This is a genomic window from Roseibium sp. AWQ4_290 (assembly GCF_056160985.1).
The window spans coordinates 1-18,918 of sequence record NZ_JBSWYG010000013.1 but is presented as its reverse complement, the minus strand read 5'-3'; the positions used below and the strand labels follow the sequence as shown (position 1 = coordinate 18,918).

General features: G+C 61.5%; 18 protein-coding genes. 12 read left to right on the top strand and 6 right to left on the bottom strand.

What is annotated here, in order from left to right; translation table 11 throughout:
• The first annotated feature begins 91 nt into the window (after positions 1 to 91).
• Both hppD and dgt read left to right on the top strand, forming a co-directional pair.
• Positions 92 to 1,204 (top strand): 4-hydroxyphenylpyruvate dioxygenase, encoded by a 1,113-nt coding sequence (gene hppD / locus ACXAH0_RS14205; protein ID WP_475181676.1) that lies wholly within the window; start codon positions 92 to 94, stop codon positions 1,202 to 1,204.
• Positions 1,205 to 1,676: 472 nt separating this feature from the next.
• Positions 1,677 to 3,008, top strand: a complete 1,332-nt coding sequence (gene dgt / locus ACXAH0_RS14200; protein WP_475192279.1) for a dGTP triphosphohydrolase — start codon at positions 1,677 to 1,679, stop codon at positions 3,006 to 3,008.
• Between the two features lie 5 nt (positions 3,009 to 3,013).
• Here the strand turns inward: dgt and gshB are convergent, their stop codons facing one another.
• The 3 genes from gshB to rsmI all read right to left on the bottom strand — a co-directional run bounded on the left by gshB (position 3,014) and on the right by rsmI (position 5,518).
• Entirely contained in the window at positions 3,014 to 3,958 is a 945-nt protein-coding gene (gshB, locus tag ACXAH0_RS14195; RefSeq protein ID WP_475181666.1) for a glutathione synthase, read from the bottom strand.
• A 239-nt stretch (positions 3,959 to 4,197) separates the two neighbouring features.
• Complete coding sequence (locus ACXAH0_RS14190) at positions 4,198 to 4,599, bottom strand: YraN family protein (RefSeq protein ID WP_475192277.1); 402 nt, start codon at positions 4,597 to 4,599, stop codon at positions 4,198 to 4,200.
• A 1-nt stretch (position 4,600) separates the two neighbouring features.
• Positions 4,601 to 5,518 (bottom strand): 16S rRNA (cytidine(1402)-2'-O)-methyltransferase, encoded by a 918-nt coding sequence (gene rsmI / locus ACXAH0_RS14185; RefSeq protein WP_475181660.1) that lies wholly within the window; start codon positions 5,516 to 5,518, stop codon positions 4,601 to 4,603.
• A 216-nt stretch (positions 5,519 to 5,734) separates the two neighbouring features.
• On the opposite strand from rsmI, the gene ACXAH0_RS14180 reads away from it, so the two are divergent.
• A complete protein-coding gene (locus ACXAH0_RS14180) occupies positions 5,735 to 6,931 on the top strand; it encodes a penicillin-binding protein activator (protein ID WP_475181658.1) in 1,197 nt (398 codons plus the stop codon).
• Positions 6,932 to 6,958: 27 nt separating this feature from the next.
• Complete coding sequence (gene coaBC / locus ACXAH0_RS14175; RefSeq protein WP_475192276.1) at positions 6,959 to 8,185, top strand: bifunctional phosphopantothenoylcysteine decarboxylase/phosphopantothenate--cysteine ligase CoaBC; 1,227 nt, start codon at positions 6,959 to 6,961, stop codon at positions 8,183 to 8,185.
• Between the two features lie 172 nt (positions 8,186 to 8,357).
• On the opposite strand, the gene ACXAH0_RS14170 is transcribed toward coaBC, so the two are convergent.
• Positions 8,358 to 8,774: a YcbK family protein gene (locus tag ACXAH0_RS14170; protein ID WP_475181646.1), complete on the bottom strand. Its 417-nt coding sequence runs from the start codon at positions 8,772 to 8,774 to the stop codon at positions 8,358 to 8,360.
• Positions 8,775 to 8,964: 190 nt separating this feature from the next.
• Here ACXAH0_RS14170 and ACXAH0_RS14165 point away from each other — a divergent pair, with 190 nt between their 5' ends.
• Complete coding sequence (locus ACXAH0_RS14165) at positions 8,965 to 10,293, top strand: aspartate aminotransferase family protein (protein WP_475192273.1); 1,329 nt, start codon at positions 8,965 to 8,967, stop codon at positions 10,291 to 10,293.
• Here the strand turns inward: ACXAH0_RS14165 and ACXAH0_RS14160 are convergent.
• Positions 10,279 to 11,217 (bottom strand): LysR family transcriptional regulator, encoded by a 939-nt coding sequence (locus ACXAH0_RS14160; RefSeq protein ID WP_475192270.1) that lies wholly within the window; start codon positions 11,215 to 11,217, stop codon positions 10,279 to 10,281. The two genes, ACXAH0_RS14165 and ACXAH0_RS14160, sit on opposite strands and share 15 nt — an antisense overlap.
• Before the next feature lie 146 nt (positions 11,218 to 11,363).
• Here ACXAH0_RS14160 and ACXAH0_RS14155 point away from each other — a divergent pair, with 146 nt between their 5' ends.
• Entirely contained in the window at positions 11,364 to 11,552 is a 189-nt protein-coding gene (locus tag ACXAH0_RS14155; protein ID WP_475181634.1) for a hypothetical protein, read from the top strand.
• A gap of 27 nt (positions 11,553 to 11,579) precedes the next feature.
• On the opposite strand, the gene ACXAH0_RS14150 is transcribed toward ACXAH0_RS14155, so the two are convergent.
• Positions 11,580 to 12,176 carry a LysE family translocator gene (locus ACXAH0_RS14150; RefSeq protein WP_475192266.1) on the bottom strand — a complete coding sequence of 199 codons (597 nt, stop codon included), beginning with the start codon at positions 12,174 to 12,176 and terminating at the stop codon, positions 11,580 to 11,582.
• Positions 12,177 to 12,273: 97 nt separating this feature from the next.
• Between ACXAH0_RS14150 and ACXAH0_RS14145 the strand changes: the two genes are divergently transcribed.
• The 6 genes from ACXAH0_RS14145 (at position 12,274) to ACXAH0_RS14120 (ending at position 18,543) form a co-directional block, all read left to right on the top strand.
• Positions 12,274 to 13,683 (top strand): aminotransferase-like domain-containing protein, encoded by a 1,410-nt coding sequence (locus tag ACXAH0_RS14145; RefSeq protein ID WP_475192263.1) that lies wholly within the window; start codon positions 12,274 to 12,276, stop codon positions 13,681 to 13,683.
• A 114-nt stretch (positions 13,684 to 13,797) separates the two neighbouring features.
• A complete protein-coding gene (locus tag ACXAH0_RS14140; RefSeq protein WP_475192259.1) occupies positions 13,798 to 14,571 on the top strand; it encodes an energy-coupling factor ABC transporter ATP-binding protein in 774 nt (257 codons plus the stop codon).
• Positions 14,568 to 15,266, top strand: a complete 699-nt coding sequence (locus ACXAH0_RS14135; RefSeq protein ID WP_475192256.1) for an energy-coupling factor transporter transmembrane component T family protein — start codon at positions 14,568 to 14,570, stop codon at positions 15,264 to 15,266. The genes ACXAH0_RS14140 and ACXAH0_RS14135 overlap by 4 nt, the downstream gene beginning before the upstream one ends.
• Before the next feature lie 79 nt (positions 15,267 to 15,345).
• Positions 15,346 to 15,897 (top strand): biotin transporter BioY, encoded by a 552-nt coding sequence (locus tag ACXAH0_RS14130; RefSeq protein WP_475181616.1) that lies wholly within the window; start codon positions 15,346 to 15,348, stop codon positions 15,895 to 15,897.
• A gap of 25 nt (positions 15,898 to 15,922) precedes the next feature.
• On the top strand, positions 15,923 to 17,350 hold the full coding sequence (locus ACXAH0_RS14125) for an AMP-binding protein (protein WP_475192252.1): 1,428 nt from the start codon (positions 15,923 to 15,925) through the stop codon (positions 17,348 to 17,350).
• A complete protein-coding gene (locus ACXAH0_RS14120; protein WP_475192249.1) occupies positions 17,347 to 18,543 on the top strand; it encodes a thiolase family protein in 1,197 nt (398 codons plus the stop codon). Before ACXAH0_RS14125 ends, ACXAH0_RS14120 begins: the two co-directional genes overlap by 4 nt.
• The last annotated feature ends 375 nt before the right edge of the window (positions 18,544 to 18,918 follow it).

Sequence of the window (18,918 nt, the reverse complement as noted above, 5' to 3'; positions counted from 1 at the left end):
TTATGACGCAAATACACGTAGTTTGCACACACCCTGCGCGCCGGGACGGGCATTCTTCTGGTTCAGCATGTGACCACAAGGAGGATCAGCCATGGGACCGTTCCCGCACGACGCCCCGCCCGCCCGGATTTCGCAGGACAACCCTGCCGGGACCGACGGATTTGAATTTGTTGAATTCGCCCATCCGGAACCGGAAAAGCTGGACGCCCTCTTCCGCAAGATGGGTTATGTGCCCGTGGCCAGGCACAAGACCAAGGCGGTCACCCTCTACCGCCAGGGCGACATTACCTATGTGCTCAATGCGGAGCCCGGTAGCCACGGCATGACATTCGCCGACACCCATGGGCCGTGTGCGCCGGCCATGGCCTGGCGGGTGGTGAACGCACAGCACGCCTTTGACCATGCGGTGGCCAGGGGCGCGACGCCCTATCAAGGCGATGACAAAACGCTGAACGTGCCGGCCATTGTCGGGATCGGTGGATCGCTGCTTTATTTCGTTGACACCTATGGACCCACGGGTTCGGCCTATTCGGCGGAATTCGACTGGCTTGGTGAGGTGGACCCGAAACCGCAAGGGGTGGGATTTTATTACCTCGACCACCTGACCCACAATGTCTATCGCGGCAATATGGACACGTGGTGGGACTTCTACCGGGACCTGTTCAATTTCAAGCAGATCCATTTCTTTGATATTGACGGGCGTATCACCGGCCTTGTCAGCCGGGCGATCACCAGTCCGTGCGGCAAGATCCGCATTCCGCTGAACGAGTCCAAGGACGACACCAGCCAGATCGAGGAATATCTGAAAAAATACCAGGGCGAAGGCATTCAGCACATCGCGGTTGGCACAGACACACTCTATGACAGCACCGATCAGTTGGCCGCCAACGGGCTGAAATTCATGCCCGGCCCGCCGGAAACCTATTACGAAATGTCCCATGACCGGGTTCAGGGCCATGACGAGCCGCTGGAGCGCATGAAAAAACATGGAATCCTGATTGATGGCGAAGGGGTCGTGGATGGCGGCATGACCAAGATCCTGCTGCAGATTTTCTCCAAGACCGTGATCGGGCCGATCTTCTTCGAGTTCATCCAGCGCAAAGGGGATGAAGGCTTTGGTGAAGGTAATTTCCGGGCTTTGTTCGAATCCATCGAGGAAGACCAGATCCGCCGGGGCGTCCTGGCCACGGAAGCGGCTGAATAACCGGCTTGCCGTTTGAGATTGGCATCAGACTGCCCCGGCCCGCAGGTGCTCGCGCTTGCGGGCCGGGGCTTTCGGGTAGAAAAACAGATGCAACCCATTGTTGACTAAGTGATTGTGCCACTTGATGTTTCGAAAAAAGTTTCGAGACCGACCATGAGCTAACATATTGATTTTTAACACTAACCTTTTTGACCATCGGAAAGGTGCAAACTTTTTTCCCGATATTTCCATTTTTCTTGGAAGAACAAGGACCTCGGTGGGTTCTATAGTCAGAGGCTGCCGTGAGGCCCTCTGTTGCATTGTCTAAGCACACAAACTTTCACCTCCGCGTTTTGCGCGGAGGTTTTTTCTTGGGCAAATCGTCTCCCTCTCCCGCTGGCGGCTGAACTGGACATTTGCTGCCTGGGCCAAGGTTGCTAGGGTGCGGGAAAGGCACCGGCGGGCCGGGTTGCCTGCGAAGGGGAGACAGGATGTGGACTGGGCAAAACTGATTGATTGCAACCGGTTGCGGGATTCGCACTATGTGGAGCGTCTGCACCGGCCGATCTATGTTCAAGATGTCGACCGGATCCTGTTTTCCGCCCCCTTCCGGCGTCTGGCGAACAAGACCCAGGTTCATCCGCTTTATGAGCATGACCACATTCACCACCGGCTGATCCATAGCATCGAGACCGGCAGTGTCGGACGCTCCCTCGGATTGAAGGTGGGCGACTGGCTGGAAGAGCAAGGTCATATCGAGGCGGATGACAAACACATTGTTTCCGGCATCGTCCAGGCGGCCTGTCTGGCGCACGACATTGGCAACCCGCCCTTCGGCCATTCGGGTGAAAAGGCGATCGGTCAGTGGTTTGCCGAAAAGATCGAAGAAGACGGATCTCTTTTCAACGGCCTGACGGAGGGCCAGCGCGCGGAACTGACCGCCTTTGAAGGCAATGCGCAGGGGTTCAGGATCTTGACGCGCCTTGAAATGTATCGAAATGACGGCGGCATGCGCCTCGCCCATGGCATTTTGGGGGCGTTTGCAAAATATCCGGTAACGGCCGGCATCCAGACCAATTTGGCGTCAGACTATTGCGGCCTGAAGAAATACGGGCTCTTTGAAAGCGAACTGGGCCTGTTTGAAGAAGTGGCCGGAAAGGTCGGCCTTATGGAAGAAAGGTCGGTGCATGGCAGGTGGTGGCGACGCCATCCGCTGGTTTTCCTCGTCGAGGCGGCCGACGACATTTGCTACAATATTCTGGATCTTGAAGACGCCCATACATCCGGCGACTTCACCAGCGAGACGGTCCTGGAGCATTTGAATGCCCTCTTTCCGGCCTCCAATCATGATCTGTCGGACAGAACCCCGGAAGAACGGATCGCTTATGCACGGGCGCGGGCGATCGGAACGTCGATTGATGCCTGCGTGGAAGCGTTCAAGGACCAGTACGGTGCGATCATGAACGGGACTTTTTCCCGGTCCCTGATCGATGTGTCCAGCAAGGCCGCCGAATTCCGGGCCATGGAAGAGCTGGCCAACACCCGGCTTTTCACGACAGCGAGAAAGTCCGAACTGGAAGTCCAGGGCCGCAACGCCTTGCGCACCGTGCTGAACGGTGTCTTCTCGGTCTATCAGCAGCTGTCCCAAAAGGGCTGGGACGCGGACAAGCTGGATTCCTATCACCAGCAGCTGATCGGCAGCGCCTATGTGGATGTGCGCGATGTCACTGATGCCTATTCCGCGGCCCATTCGCTGGCCGATTATGTCTCCGGAATGACGGACCGCTTCACCTTGAAAATAGCGCGCATGGTTTCCGGAAACTAACCGTCCTAACCCTTGACCTTTGCTTCCAGTACGTCCCAGACCATCGCCGCCACATCAGGACCGCCGAGTTTGCGGATGGCGCGGATGCCGGTTGGGGCTGTCACGTTGATTTCCGTCAGCAGGCCGTCAATCACGTCAATCCCCACCAGAATGAGGCCCTTTTCCCTCAAGGATGGCCCAAGACGGGCGCAGATCTCCCGCTCCCGGCCGGTCAGGTCGCTGTCGGTCGGGGCGCCACCGCGCACCATATTGGAGCGCAGGTCCCCGGCCGCCGGAACCCGGTTGACGGCCCCGGCAAAGGTGCCGTCAACCAGCAGAATCCGTTTGTCGCCATGTTTCACATTCGGCAGGAATTTCTGGATTACCCAGGGCTCGCGGAAGGTGGCATCGAAAAAGTCGTAGAGCGATCCGTAATTGAGATCGTCCCGCGTGATGCGGAACACAGCCGCCCCGCCATGGCCGAAAAGCGGCTTCATGACAATGTCGCCATGCTCTTCCCGAAAGAGATCAATCTCCGCCCTGTCCTTGGTGATCAGCGTGGGTGGCATCAGGTCGGGAAATTCGGTGACGAACAGTTTTTCCGGAGCGTTGCGCACTTGCGCCGGATCATTGACGACAAGCGTGTGCGGGTGGATCTTTTCCAGAAGATGGGTGGCCGCAATATAGGACAGATCAAAGGGCGGGTCCTGGCGCATAAGCACCACATCCATCTCACGCATGTCCCGGCGCTGACGCGCACCAAGTGTGAAGTGGTTGCCCTTTTCATCGCGCACTTCAACCGGTTCCAGCGCGCACATGACCTCGCTGCCGCGCAGGGCCAGCCGGTCAGCCGTATAATGGTAAAGTTCATGGCCGCGGGCCTGGGCTTCCAGCATCATCGCAAAGGCACTGTCGCCGGCAATGTTGATGGTCGAGATATGGTCCATCTGGACCGCTACTTTCAAAGCCATGTGGCAACTCCCGGAGGATGCGCGATCCACGCTGGATCAGCTGATGGCCACCTCCACCGGATGACTATCAAAAAGAGGACCGCTTTCAAAGATATGCCCGGGACCAGGGTGTAACGGCCCGTTCCAGGGGGATTTCAGAATGGTTGGTCCAGATATGCGGTGGCCGGACCGGTTTGTCCAGAGGACCGTTAGAGAGAACGGCCCGCAAAAGCTGCGCGAACTGCGGGATCATCGGGGGATCATGAAAAAGCATCGAAAGCGTTTTCAATCCGCTCCGGCAGGGCCCAGGGCCGGACAATGACAATGTCAAAGCGCAGCGTATAGAAACCGGCCTTTGGATGCTCGGTTACAAAGATCTTGGCAGCTTTCGTGATCCGTCTTTGACTGGCCGGGGTCACCGCCTCCAGCGCGGCCAGGCGGCTGCGGCGGGCCTTGACCTCGACAAAGGCAACGGTCTTGCGCCTTTTGGCAATCAGGTCGATCTCGCCAGCCTTGGTCTTGTAGCGGTGTTTCAGAATGCGCCAGCCGGTCAGGCGCAGATACCAGGCGGCCCAGGTTTCCGCTGACAGGCCTAGCGCATGGGCCTTCCGGCGCCGGGCCGTGTCCTTGGACCGGCCGGTCTTGTTTGGGGCCGTGGCCATCTCAACGATCCCCGGACTTCAGATCGAGCGCCCGCTTGTAAAGGTCGTTCCGGTCAAGGCCGGTGGCTTTTGCAATTGTTTTGGCGGCCGCGCTCACGGGCATACAGGTCAGGGCCTCGCGCAGCAGGGCGTCCACATTTTCCGCCGGTGTGTCCGGGGTCTGCGGGGCGGGCGGGCCGATCAGAAGAACGATCTCCCCTTTCACAGTCCGGCCGTCAAAGCGTTCGGCCAAATCGTGCAACGGCCCCCGTTCGAAGGTTTCAAACCGCTTCGTGACTTCCCTGGCCACCACCGCCTCGCGCTCTGCGCCCAGATGGTCGCGCATCAGCTGGAGGGTCGCGCCGGTGCGGTGGGGCGATTCAAAGAAGATCAGTGTGGCCGGACTATCGGCCAGTTCCTCAAGGCGTTTGCGTTTCGGGCCGCCCTTTTGCGGCAGAAACCCGGCAAAAAGAACGGTGTCGCTCGGCAGACCGGAAGCAACCAGAGCGGCCAGCGGCGCCGACGCTCCGGGGATCGGCACCACCTTGTATCCGGCAGCCAGAACATCCTTCACCAGCCGGTAGCCCGGGTCGGAGACAAGCGGTGTTCCGGCGTCGGAGACCAGGGCAACAGGCTGCCCGGCTTCAAGACCAGCCAGAATTTTGGGGCGCTGCTTGTCCGCATTGTGCTCGTGATAGGCCAATAGCGGGGTCTTCAGGCCGAATTTCTGGGTCAGGGTCGCGGTCACGCGGGTGTCTTCACAGGCAATCATGCTGGCAGCGGCCAGGGTCTCCAGCGCCCGCACTGTGATGTCGCCCAGATTACCGATCGGTGTGGAGACAATATAAAGCGCGGGCTCCAGATTGGGTGCGCGGAAGGCGTGTTCGGACAGGCTGTACCGGTTCTTGTCTGCCGGTGCTGCGGGTGAGTCGGTCCCCATGGAGCCTCCCTTGTGGCCGGGCGCAAAAGGCGCATTTCTCCCCTGCGCTACCTCCAGCGGAGGGGCGATGCAAGGTAAATCCACTGTTCATGAGGCGTATGTGCGGTGGAAAAGCCCCTTGAACTGGACACATCTGCAGTGAATACGTAAGTCTTTGAAAGGTTGCGGAGCGGCGGAGGCTGCCCCTCTTTTTGGCTTAAACCACGGGACAACATCGTGCAGCAGCACAGACGGCACTTTCTGAAAGCAGCGCTGGCCGGGGTCAGCACGGTCACCTTGGCGGGCTGCATGGGCTCCACACTTGGGTCTCTGCCGGGAGACCAGGTGCAGCCGAGCCTTCAGCCCCAGGTCACGGGCGAAGTGCTGGGCACGGGCAGCGTGCGGGTGGGCCTGCTGCTGCCTTTGTCGGGCAGCGGCAACAATGCGGCCATTGGCACGGTTTTCAAAAATGCCGCCTCCCTGGCGCTGCAGAGCTTTCCCAATGCGGATGTCCAGCTGCTCGTCAAGGACACGGGCGGCACGAGCGAAGGTGGCCGTGCTGCTGCACAGGCCGCCATCTCCGAGGGAGCCGAGCTGATCCTGGGACCTGTCTTTTCTGCCGCTGTTGCCGGAGCGGCCACTGCGGCACGTGCGGCCGGTGTCCCGGTGATCGCCTTTTCCACCGACACATCGGTGGCAACCCGGGGCGTCTATCTGTTGAGTTTCCTGCCGGAAACCGACGTCAAACGCATCATTGGCTATGCCACCAGCCAGCAGAAGCGCTCTTTTGCAGCGCTCATTCCCGAAGGCTCCTATGGCGCTGTGGCAGAAGCTGCGTTCCGTCAGGAGGTTGGCAGGGGCGCGGGCCGGATTGCCACCATCCAGCGCTACAAGATGACCGGGGGGGATACCTCCGATCTGGTTGCGAAAACCACCGCCCTGAAATCGGTCATGACCAGCATTGATGCCTTGTTTGTACCTGCCGGGCGAAGTGTCCCGGCCCTCGTGGTGCAGACGCTTGTCAGCCAGGGCGCCAATCTGGGCACGGTCAAGCTGCTTGGTTCCGGCCAATGGGACACGACGCAGGTGAAAAACACCCCGGTTCTGGCCGGGGCCTGGTTTGCGGGTCCGGAAGACAAGGGCTTTCAGGCCTTTGCGCAGCGTTATCAGAGCAGCTATGGCGCGGTGCCGCCGCGCAATGCCAGCCTTGTCTATGATGGGGTCACCCTGGCCGCCGGTTTGATCCGGTCTGCCGGTCCCCAGCGCTTCCAGCCGAGCATTCTGACCAACCGGGACGGCTTTATCGGGATTGACGGGCTGTTCCGTTTCAGGTCCAACGGGATGAACGAACGGGGCCTTGCGGTCTATCAGGTGACGGGCAAGGGCGCGCAGGTGATCTCTCCAGCCCCGCGGGATTTCCGCTCGGGGTCTTAACGCCTGCCGCAGCCGGGGGACGGGGTCATGCTCGAAGGCAAACAGATCGTCTTGATCATCAGTGGTGGCATTGCCGCCTACAAGTCGCTTGACCTGATCCGGCGCCTGAAGGACCGGGGTGCCCGGGTTGTGCCGGTCATGACCGGCGGGGCGCAGGAATTCGTCACACCCCTTGCGGTCGGAGCCCTGTCAGCGGAAAAGGTCTATTCTGAGCTCTTTGACCGGGATGCGGAGCAGGATGTCGGCCATATCCGCCTAGCCCGGGATCACGATCTCATTCTGATCGCCCCGGCCACCGCCAATCTTCTGGCCAAGATGGCCCATGGCATTGCCGATGACCTGGCAACCGCGATTTTGCTTGCAACGGACAAGCCGGTGCTTGCTGCTCCGGCCATGAATCCGAAAATGTGGCAGAACGAGGCGACCTTGCGCAATGTGGCCGTTCTGGAAGAGCGGGGCATCCGCTTCACCGGTCCGGCCCGGGGGGAAATGGCGGAAAAGGGCGAGGCTGGTGTCGGCCGCATGCGTGAGCCCCTGGAAATCGTGGCCGCAGCAGCCGCCGTTCTGAGAGATGATGGCCCCCAGGCGGGGCAATTGCCGCTGTCCGGCCGCCATGTGCTGATCACGTCCGGCCCCACCCATGAGCCGATTGACCCGGTGCGCTATATCGCCAACCGGTCCTCCGGCAAACAGGGCCATGCGCTGGCCACTGCTGCCTATGAGGCCGGGGCGCGGGTCACGTTGATCTCCGGCCCGGTTGGTCTCACAGCGCCTGACAATGTCGACACGGTTCAGGTGGAAACGGCCGCGCAAATGCTGGCTGCGGTTGAGGCCGCGCTGCCGGCGGATATCGCCATCATGGCCGCAGCGGTCGCCGACTGGCGGGTGGCCGCAGAAGGGCCCCAGAAACTCAAGAAGGACAAGAGCGGAGATCCGCCCGCGCTGCAGCTTGTCGAAAACCCGGACATTCTGGCCACCATCGGGCACCATGACCGTCTCCGGCCAAAGCTGCTGATTGGCTTTGCCGCCGAAACCCAGAATCTGATCGACAACGCCCGCGTCAAGCTGGCGCGCAAAAAGGCGGACTGGATCATTGCCAATGATGTCAGCCCGCAAACGGGCATCATGGGCGGCGATGTGAACCAGGTCCGCCTGGTAACGGCTACCGGCGTAGAAGACTGGCCGGAACTGGGCAAGGCGGAGGTGGCCCGGCAGATTATCGCCCGCGCCGCCGCCACTGTGCAGGGCAGCTGATCCACACAAGGGGGCTGAACGCTTTCCAACATCTAATGCTACAGACTTATCGGCCGTTCCTCTAGGTCACGGATCGGGGTCCGGGATGGCAGTCAGCCCCCTGAGCCTTGGCTGTCCCGGCCACAGAGCCGGGACCCGGGCCGCCAGCGCGGCCTTGACCGCGAAGGATCCCCTACCAGGTGCGGCGCGGACCGGTGTCGATATGATAATGTCCGGATGCATAGTGTTTGTAGCCGCCGACTTCCGGCTGGGCCTTCAGGAAGGCGATGACGGAGGATGGGTTTGCGCTGACGGAAAAATCCACCGCCTGGCAATTCAGGTGATAGGAATTGCGGGCCCCGCCTTTCCACCAGTTCTCCAGCCACCAGCGTTTGGTGGAATGAACGGTGACCTTGCCATAGCGCCGTGCGACCCGGTTGAGCACCTTTTTCAGCTTGCGCGGCACGCACCAGGACGTGTCGTCATAGTCAATGGAGCTGTGGGAGCCGGTCGCCCAGCCAAGTCCGGTGACCCCGGCCACAGTGCCGCATCCGGCAAGGGCAAGGGTAAAGCCGATTAAGAAGATCCAGGCGAAGGGGCGCTGACGCATGACGGCGGGCCTTGTCTAAAACGGTTTGCGATGTCCCCCAAGGCACAAGAATGCATCTGATTTTATTAAAATTATCATGAAAAACGTGGTTAACAGGAATTAGAAACAAATGTTTCAGTGTATCTAATAATCTGATACAAATGGGACAAATGCCTCTTGAAGCGTCTTGTATCCGTTCAGGTGCCACGTCATGTCCCATGTCTTTCCCCGTCACACCAAGTCCTCCCCGCCTGTCGCGGTCAGGGGAGAGGGCTGCTACATCATCGATGCCGATGGAAACCGGTATTTTGACGGGTCCGGCGGGGCAGCGGTCTCCTGCCTCGGCCATAGCGACAGCGATGTGATCCGGGCCATTGAGGCGCAACTTGGCCAGATTGCCTTTGCCCATACCGGGTTTTTCACCAGCCTGCCTGCGGAAGATCTGGCGGACCTATTGAGTGCGCAGGCTCCGGGGGTACTCGACAGGGTCTATTTCGTCTCCGGCGGGTCCGAAGCGGTCGAGGCGGCCCTGAAGCTCGCCCGCCAGTATTTTCTGGAAAAAGGAGAACCTGGGCGGCACCGGGTGATCGCCCGGCGCCAAAGCTATCACGGCAACACGCTGGGGGCACTGGCGGCGGGAGGCAATGAATGGCGCCGGGCACCGTTCCAGCCGCTCTTGATCGGCACATCCCACATTCCGGCCTGCTACGAATACCGGGGCCGGCAGGAGGGGGAGAGCGCCTTCGACTATGGCCAGCGGGTGGCCGGGGCGCTGGAAACAGAAATCCTGCGGCTCGGGCCGGACAGTGTGATGGCCTTTGTCGCCGAGCCGGTGGTTGGCGCAACGGCCGGAGCGGTCCCGCCGGTGGCGGGGTACTTTCAGAAGATCCGTGAGATCTGCGACAGATATGGTGTGCTTCTGATCCTGGACGAGGTCATGTGTGGCATGGGTCGCACCGGCACCCTGTTCGCCCATGAGCCGGACGGTATTTCCCCCGATATCCTGTGCATCGCCAAAGGGCTGGGGGCCGGCTACCAGCCGGTTGGCGCCATGCTGTGCACGGCAGAAATCTACGGGGCAATTGAACACGGCTCGGGCTTCTTTCAGCACGGCCACACCTATCTGGGCCACCCGGCCGCCTGCGCCGGGGCCCTTGCGGTCGTGCGCAAGCTGTTAGGCGGAGTGGCCGCGCGGGTCACGCCCATGGGTGATAAACTCCAGGCCGCCTTGAGCGATGCGTTCGCCCAGCATCCGCATGTGGGGGATATTCGCGGGCGAGGCCTTTTCCGGGGCATTGAGCTGGTTCAGGACCGGGAGACGAAAACCCCTTTTCCCCCGGAGCGTGGGGTGAGCAAAGCGCTCAAAAAGGCGGCCTTTGAGGCCGGCCTGATCTGCTATCCGATGAGCGGCACAGTTGACGGCGTCCAGGGCGACCATATCTTGCTGGCTCCGCCTTTCATTCTGGAAGACGCGCAGATTGACGAGATCACCGGCAAACTTGAGACAGCCTTTTCGAGGATCTTTTCAGGCGCAGCGTGAGGCCGCCGGGGTCGTAAGCCCCGGCAGTTCCTTGCCATCACAGACCAGTTCCGCATGGACCCAGTCCCGGAAGAGGCGCACTTTGCGGGATGTCCGGTTGGCGGGAGAATAGCTCAAGTACCAGCTCTCCCCCTCCACTTGGCAGGTCAAGTCAAAGGGCTGGACAAGCTGACCGGTCTCCAGCGCGTGTTTGCAAAAATAGGGGGTCAGGATTGCAACGCCCTGACCGGCAATGGCCCGATTGGCTTCCAGGGCCTGCGAGCCCATGCGCGAATTGGGCGACCGGCTCAAATCCGGGTCCTTTACACCAGCGGCATCGAACCAGATCTGCCACCAGGGATCTTGCGGGTCGACCAGGGGCAGATGCAGCAGATCCGTCGGGTCCTTGAGCTCTGCCACCGTTGCGGCAAGTGCCGGGCTCAGCATCGGGGAGAACTCGGCTTTGACGATTTCGTGGGCAATCCAGTTTTTGGGCGGGGCCTTGCAGGCGGAAACCACAATATCCGCGCTGTCGAATTCGGGACTGGCATAAGGGCCATAGGGTAGGATGCGCACGGCAAGATCCGGGTTCTGCATCTGAAAGTGCACCAGCCTGTGCGCCAGCCAGTTGACCGCGAAGGTCGTGTTGCTGGAGACCACCAGCTGGCCCGCATTCTGGCACGTAATGTCCTCAAACGCGTCGCGCAGCCCCTGAAAGGCATCGACGATCCGATCCGCCAGCTGGGCGCCACGTTCCGTCAGCTCGATCTGCCGGGCCTTGCGAATGAACAGCGGAAATCCGAGGCGTTCTTCCAGAAGCTTGATCTGGTAACTGACCGCCGCCTGGGTCATGCCCAGCTCTTCGCCGGCCTTTGTGAAACTGAGGTTCCGGCTGGCGGCTTCAAACGCCCGGATGGCGGGAAGGGGCGGTAAGCGGGTTTCCATGCATAAGCACTCCTTATGATAGCCCCTTGAGCTTTCGTTCGTCTTCCACTGCACAATAGCCGATAGTCCTGCCAGGTTAATCAGGAGTTTCAGTTATGTCACGGCAAAGTTCGTCTGGAAGCAGGGCGCTTCCGGGGGCCTCAAAAGTGTTTCAAGCCTTAGCCCGGCTTATTGGTGGATTTTTTTCCAGCCCGCGCCGCGTGCCCCGCAAACGCCTCAAGGCGCACAATCTGCCGCCCGAATTGATGCGCGATATCGGCCTCACGGAAGATGCACCCCACGGCCTGTCTCTGGAAGAAAAATGGCGCCTTGAGATGGAGCTGCAATCCAAGTGAGGAAGGAGCGGATGTTCGGCCCGTCGCCTAAAGCAACAGCGCCCACACGGTTGCCGCCAGCATGGCCAGGGCCATGAAGATGGTGATGGCCCGCATGACCGGGCCGTCGCCGATCAGAGCCAGAATGGAGACACCGGCAAGGGCCCAGAGCGAGTGAAACACCAGCCCGCCCAGGGTGAAGCCGCTGACCATAATCATAGCGTTTTCATGGATGGAGAGCCCGTTCCCCGCCAGAAAGGTTGAAAACGCCGCCAGATTCATGGCCCAGGTTTTCGGGCTGAGCGGATGGATCAGAAGCCCTTCCCAGAAGCTTGGTTCGGTCACGGCCCCTTTGGGTTTGATGGTGAGCGAAATGATCCGCCAGGCCAGATAGGTCATATAGGCCATGCTGAGACCCTTGAAGAGGCTGACGGCAAGGCCCCCGGCCGCCATGAGATGTCCAAGCCCATAGGCAACGCTCAGCTGCAGGGTGATGGCGCCGATCTGGGAGGCCACAATCACCGGAAACGCGGTCTGGTATCCGGCAGACGCTCCGATGGCCAGAAAGGTCAGGTTTCCCGGCCCCGGTGTTCCGGTCATGACAATTACAAAAATTGCAAAGGCGAGCAGCGTGGCAGCGTCCATGGATAGTCTCCAGAACAATATGGATACAATCGATACAAAAAGAAAGACCTACTAACTGTCTTGAGAAATTGTATCCGTCAATGTAAACATTGTCCTCATGACAATGTGGATTCCGAAGATCGATCAGGCTGGCGGTCCGATTTATCTGGCCATTGCCGATGCTCTGGAGACGGATATCGGCCGGGGTGTCTTGAGCCAGGGAGACCGGCTGCCGCCCCAGCGTGAACTGGCCTATCAGCTTGGCGTGACGCTTGGCACCGTGACCCGGGCCTATGGCGAGGCAGAGCGGCGCCGCCTGGTCAAAGGCGAAACGGGGCGGGGCACCTATATTGCCCCGGAAACCCACAAGGTCTCGCCGCTGGTGCCCCTGGAAGATGAAGAGGGCATTTGCGACCTGGCGCGCAATTTCGCCTATCCGCATCTCAATCCCAGCTTGTCCGAAGGGCTCGTGCGCATGGCGGGCACGGCCGGAATCGACCGGCTGAACGGCTTTGTGCCGTCCGAAGGGCTCAAAGCCCACAGGGAAACCGGCGTTCTGGTGTTCAAGGATTATGGGCTGGAGGCCGATCCAGCGCGTGTGGCGGTGACATGCGGAGCCCAGCACGGCATCCAGGTGACCTGTCAGGCGCTGTTCCGCAGTGGAGACGCGGTGGCCGTTGACCGGTTCACCTATCCCTCCATCTTCTCTTCCCTGGCCAGCCTGGGCTTGAAGCCGGTGCCGGTTCCGGCCCTGCGCCGTGCCGATGGCGGGTTCGGGGCCATGGACCCGGAAGCGCTGCGGCTTGTGGCCCGCTCCCATGGGGTCAAGGGCGTCTTCCTGATGCCCAACATGCAGAACCCGACAACCCATACGATGTCCTTGGAGGAACGCTCCGATCTGGTGGCCGTGGCCCGCAGCTGTGAGCTGAAAATTGTCGAGGACGATCCCTATACGCCGTTCTTGAGCGACACCCTGCCCGCCTTCGGCGCTCTGGCGCCGGAGCGGACAGCCTCCATTGCCAGTATCTCCAAGGTCTGCTCTCCGGGCAGCCGCATCGGCTTTGTGCACGTGCCGCAGCTCTTTGGCGATTCCATTCGCAACAAGATTGGCGAAAGCACCTGGATGGCCTCCCCGATCACCGCAGAGCTGATCGCAGGCTGGGTCCGCGACGGGCATCTCTTCAAGACCTTGCGGGTGAAGCGCAAGGCCAATGCGGTCCGCTTCCGCAAGGCCCGGGAGACCCTGGCCCCCTACTTTCTGCAAGGGGATACAAATAAGGTCTTCGGGTGGCTGCGCCTGCCGGACACCGTTGATCCGGATGCGGTGCAGGCCGCGCTCGGCCATCAGGGGATTTCTGTTCTGTCCTCCCGCTATTTTCAGGCCAAGGGTCAGGCTCAGGCCCCCTATCTGCGCCTGACCTTCGGCTCGGAAGAAAGCGATGAGCGTTTCTTTGCAGCGCTGTCAAAGGTCAGGGCCACCATTGACCAATTGGCCGAATTGCCTGCCCTGACCCGGCCCGTAGGATAGGCCCTCTTTGACAATCCGGGCGATCCGGCCGATAAGCCCGGCAGAAAACGGGACCTCCGGCCGCGCTCCGGCGCGCAGGAACAAAGGTCCGGGTGCCCCCGGCGAGGTCATGTGGTGTTCTGGCCCAAACGCAAAAAACTGCTTCAGGCACGGGTCTGCGATCCCAAGGCAAACCCCTTTGCCGTCTTTGAAGACGCCGGTGTTGCCATTGGCGGGCGGACCATCCTGTCCGGGCTGAGCCTTGCCTTGAGCGAAGACCGGATCGGGGTCATCGGGCTTAACGGCTCGGGCAAAAGCACCTTCGTGCGCCTGCTCAACGGATTGCGCCAGCCGGACAGCGGCCGGCTCACCCTGTTTGGCGCCGATGCCGCGCAAGCGGCCCCCGAATTGCCGCGCCATGTGGGCTTTGTCTTTCAGAACCCGGACCACCAGGCCATCTTCCCGACGGTGGAAGAAGAAATCGCCTTCGGCCTGACCCAGCTCGGCCACGGCAAGGCGGAAAGCCGGGAAAAGGCCCTGGCATTCCTTTGCGAGCATCGCTGCGAAGCGCTTGCGCCCCTCCCCATTGCCGAGCTGTCGGAAGGCCAGAAACAGCTGGTCTGCATTCTCGCGGTTCTGGTGATGGAGCCGCAGCTTCTGGTGCTGGACGAGCCCATGACCAGCCTGGACGGGCTGGTCACCCGCCGCATCCGCGACAAGATCCTGTCCCTGCCCCAGAAAATTGTCATGATCAGCCACGATCTTGATCATCTGGCCGGATTTGACCGGGTTCTCTGGCTGGAAGAGGGGCGGCTGCGTATGGATGGCCCGCCGCACACGGTGTTGAGCGCGTTTCAGGCGGATGTGGACCGGCGTGCGGGCGGCAAGATGGAGTTGGCTGCCCTGTGATCCCGATCTATCTCACTGGCAACAGTTTTCTGCATCGCTGCCCCGCCGGGCTGAAATTGCTGTGCGTTGCGCTGGCAAGCGTGGCTTTGTTCCGGCTGGAAAGCCTGTCCGTGTTTTTGGGGCTTCTTTGTCTTGTGCTGGCGCTTTATGGCAGCCTTGGCCGGAAAGGTCTCGCGCAGCTCACGGTTCTGAAAGGCCTCGCGGTGTTTCTGGCCGCCTTGCTCGTCATCCACGGGCTGTCGGGAACCTTCTGGACCGGCGTGAATGTGCTGTTGCGGCTGACGGTTCTGTTTCTGGCGGCCCATCTGGTGTCGCTCACCACCCGCATGGACGACATGCAGGCGGCGGTCCTGCCGCTGTTCAGGCCGCTTGCCTGGATCGGCCTGCCACCGCAAAAACCGGCTCTGGCCATGACCCTGGTGCTGCGCTTTGCCCCCCATATGCTGCAGATCCATGGCAAACTGAAAGACGCTTACCGGGCGCGCACAGGCCGAATCTCCTCGTGGAGAATGCTGCCGCCGCTTGCTATTCAGTGTCTGAGGCTGTCCGATCACGTGGCCGAAGCCCTGCAGGCCAGAGGCGGCTCGCAGGGGCTCGCGGCCCCCAGTACGGCGCCCAATACGGCCCCCGGCGCTGCCTCAAGTGCGGCCTGCCCGGGGCAATCCCCTCGAAGGTCAGGTGGCTCGAGGGCCTGAAAAACGAAAAAGGAATTGGGCCAATGCCCGCCCCGGAGCAGCTTCCGGATAAAAAACATAAACTGGAGACACCCAAAACATGACTGACCGCTCCCTTGTTCATATTGCCTTTTACGCGGCGCTGATTGCTGCCCTTGGTCTGGTGCCGCCGGTCATGATCCCGTTTCTGGGTGTGCCGATCACGGCCCAGAGCCTCGGAGTGATGCTGGCCGGGATTATGCTTGGCCCGGTGCGCGGGGCATTGGCTGTGCTCTTGCTCTTGTTCCTGGTGGCGCTGGGAGCGCCATTCCTGGCCGGCGGGCGCGGCGGTCTCGGAGTGTTTGCGGGCCCCTCGGCCGGCTTTTTGATCGGCTTTCCGGTGGGGGCCTTTGTGGCTGGCTGGATCATGCAGGTGACTGCGCAGCGTAACATTCTGGTTTCGGCTGCCGCAGCGGCAGTGGTTGGCGGGATTGGCGTGGTCTATCTCTTCGGCATTCCCGGCATTGCCCTCATGGCGGGAGTTCCTCTGTTGAAAGCAACGGCTTTGAGCGCGGTCTATATTCCCGGGGATCTGATCAAGGTCGCGATTGCTGCCGTTATTGCCCAGACGGTTGCGCGCGGCCTGCCCGGTGCAATTCTCTCGCGCAGCTGAGCCAGGAAGGCGGGTCAGAGGTACGATGGGCTTCGTCGGAGACAGTCTGGACCGGCTGGCCGGGGACGCCCCGGGACAGCCGGCGCTTGTCTGCGGCAGTCTGCATCTGACCCGCCGGGCCTTTCTGAACCGGGTCCGCGCGGCCGGGGCCCTTGTGGCCTCGCGGGCACCGCAGGGTGGCCGGGTGGCCCTGACCTTGACGGATCCGGCGGCCCTCTTGATTGCCTTTCTGGCCTGTGCCCGCCAGGGCCGGGTCGCGCTGGTGCTGGACCCCGCCTGGCCCGGGACGCACCGGGCCAAGGTGCTAGCAGCCGTTGCCCCGGACGCTGAGATCGGGGACCAGCTGTCCGCGCAGATATTGCAAGGAGATGCAGCCGCGGCCCGCCCGGCCCCTTCCAGGCCGCCTGCACCAGGCGATCTTTTCTATGCAGGGTTCACCTCTGGCTCCAGTGGCGTGCCCAAGGGCTATGTGCGTTCCCACGGCTCCTGGCTGAAGAGTTTTAAGGTTACGCTCCAGGAATTTGGCCTGGCGCCGGACAGCCGGATTGTCATTCCCGGCCAGCTCTTCCACTCCTTGCATCTTTTTGGGGCCGTCTGCGGGGCCGTCAGTGGCCAGGAGGTCGTGCTGATGCCCCGGTTCGACCCGCGCGCCATCCTGACGGCGCTGCGGGGCGCGAAATCGGGCTCAGTGCTTTATGCGACCCCGACCCAGCTGCATTTTCTGGGTGAGGCTGCCCGCCGCTCCGGGCCAGTGACCGGCTTGCGCCAGGTGCTGGCAAGCGGCGCCAAATGGCTGGATGAAGACCGCAGGACCTTGAGGCAGCTCTTTCCCAATGCGGCGCTTTATGAATTTTATGGGGCGTCCGAGACCAGCTTCATTACCCTGTCGAGCCCCCATGAGCCGGTGCCCGAGGGCTCTGTTGGCCGGGCCGCAAAGGGCGTCGAAATTGCCATCGGCAACCCGTCAGCCCCCAATCCCCCGGACAGTCCCGGGGCCATCTGGGTCAAAAGCGGTCTGCTCTTTTCAGGCTATCTTTGCGGCACGGCACCGGACACGCGCTGGCAGGACGGCTGGCTGACCGTCGGTGATCACGGCGCGCTGGACCGGAACGGCTATTTGCGTCTCACCGGCCGGGCCAGCCGGATGATCGTTACCTCGGGCCTGAATGTCTATCCCGAAGAGATTGAGGCGGTTCTGGGCGCGCATCCGGCGGTGGCCGTGGCGCTTGTCACCGGGATCTCAGATCCGGTGCGCGGCGAGCGGATCGAAGCCTTGGTTGAATTGAGGCAAGACCTGCCGGCCCCTGAAAGGCAGCTTCTGGCCCATTGCCGGATCCAGCTTGCCAAGGGCAAGCTGCCCCGCAAGATCCATATCCGCCAGCACCTGCCGCTGACCCCCGGCGGCAAGCCGGATATCCAGCGCATTGTATCCTCGCTGGAGCTGGAGACGTGACGGACCGGCCCAAGGCGGTGATGATCGCCGCCCGGCGGACGGCGGTCGCCCCGCGCGGCGGCGCGCTGAAAGCCTTTCAGGCCGATGAGCTTGCCGCGCCGGTGTTCTGCCAGCTTCTGGCGGATGCGGGTCTGTCTGGGGATCAGGTGGATCAGGTTCTTTTGGGCAATGCGCTTTATGGCGGCGGCAATCCGGGGCGTCTTGCAGCCTTGCGGGCGGGGCTGCCTGACACTGTTCCAGCCCTGACCTTGGACACCCAATGCTGCGCCGGGCTCGACGCCATTGTCTTGGGGGCCCGCCTGATTGAAGCCGGATCAGCCCGGATCGTGCTGGCGGGCGGGGCGGAAAGCTTCAGCCGGGCGCCTTTGCGCTACCACCGGCCGCGCACCCCGGAGGAAGCCCCTGCGCCCTATTCCCGACCGCCCTTCGCCCCACCGCCCTTCGCTGACCCGGACTTGACAGACGCCGCCGCCCGCCTTGCGGCAGAGGATGGTGTTTCCAGAGAGGATCAGGCAGCCTATGCTGTTCGCTCCCATGACAAGGCCCGGGCAGCAGCTCCCTTTTGGGCTGAGCGCCTGGTGCAGGCAGGCGGGGCCTTTCCCAAAAGAGACAGCTTTACCCGGCCGCTCAGGACCAAGGCCGCGCTCCGGGCGCCGGTTCTGGCAGGGCGGCAGGCAACAGGGTTGACGGCCGCAACAATTGCCTGTGAGGCGGATGGGGCTGCGGCCGTGCTTCTTGTCTCAAGCGCTCTGGCGGCAGAGGCCGGGTGGTCCGGCGTCCTTGTCAGGGAGGGGCTGTCCCTGGGTGGCAGCACGGGTCAACCGGCGCTGGTTCCGGTTGACCTGGCGCGCCGCCTTCTGGAAAAACCAGGGCCCGGATCAGTCCGCCAGGACCTAGGCGGGATCACCGCTGTTGAGCTGATGGAAGCCTATGCGGTGCAGGCATTGGGAACGGTGGCGCGCCTGTCTTTTGGGAAGGAGACCCTCAATAGCCTGGGCGGGGCATTGGCCAGAGGCCATCCAATCGGGGCGTCGGGGGCCATTCTGGCCGTTCATCTTTATGAGCGCTTGCGCCAGCAGAAAGCCTTGGATCCAGGTGCTCCGGCGCTGGGTCTGGCCCTGATTGCAGCGGCGGGAGGCCTGGCCAGTGGCCTCCTGGCAGAGGGTGGGTTTGCAAAGGTGGATAAAGAGTAACGCCTTGAGAAAATAAAGAAAAATTCATCTCATGAAACTTTTTTCGCTTTTTTGCATTTTTTTCGCTCACGGCTGTTGACGGTCATGCTTGGTGTGCGTATAACCGCGCTCATCGACGGCGGCAACGTCGCTGGCGACAGGGTTTTGCGACCTTACTTCCGGAAAATTGGCTCATGAGGGCCGGGCTTGAGGGTTCGGTTTTGGGTTTGTTTTCTCTGGTTTTTGGTTTGCGGCTTGAGAGGATTTTCCTCTGTTCTTTGACAATATGATATGAAGGAAGGGAAGCGTAGGCGGCGTTGGTCTTGCGATATCTGGTAGAGATGCTGGGTGTTTTAAGGAGTTACGCAGGTACGCTGATCTTTCAGCAAGGATCGA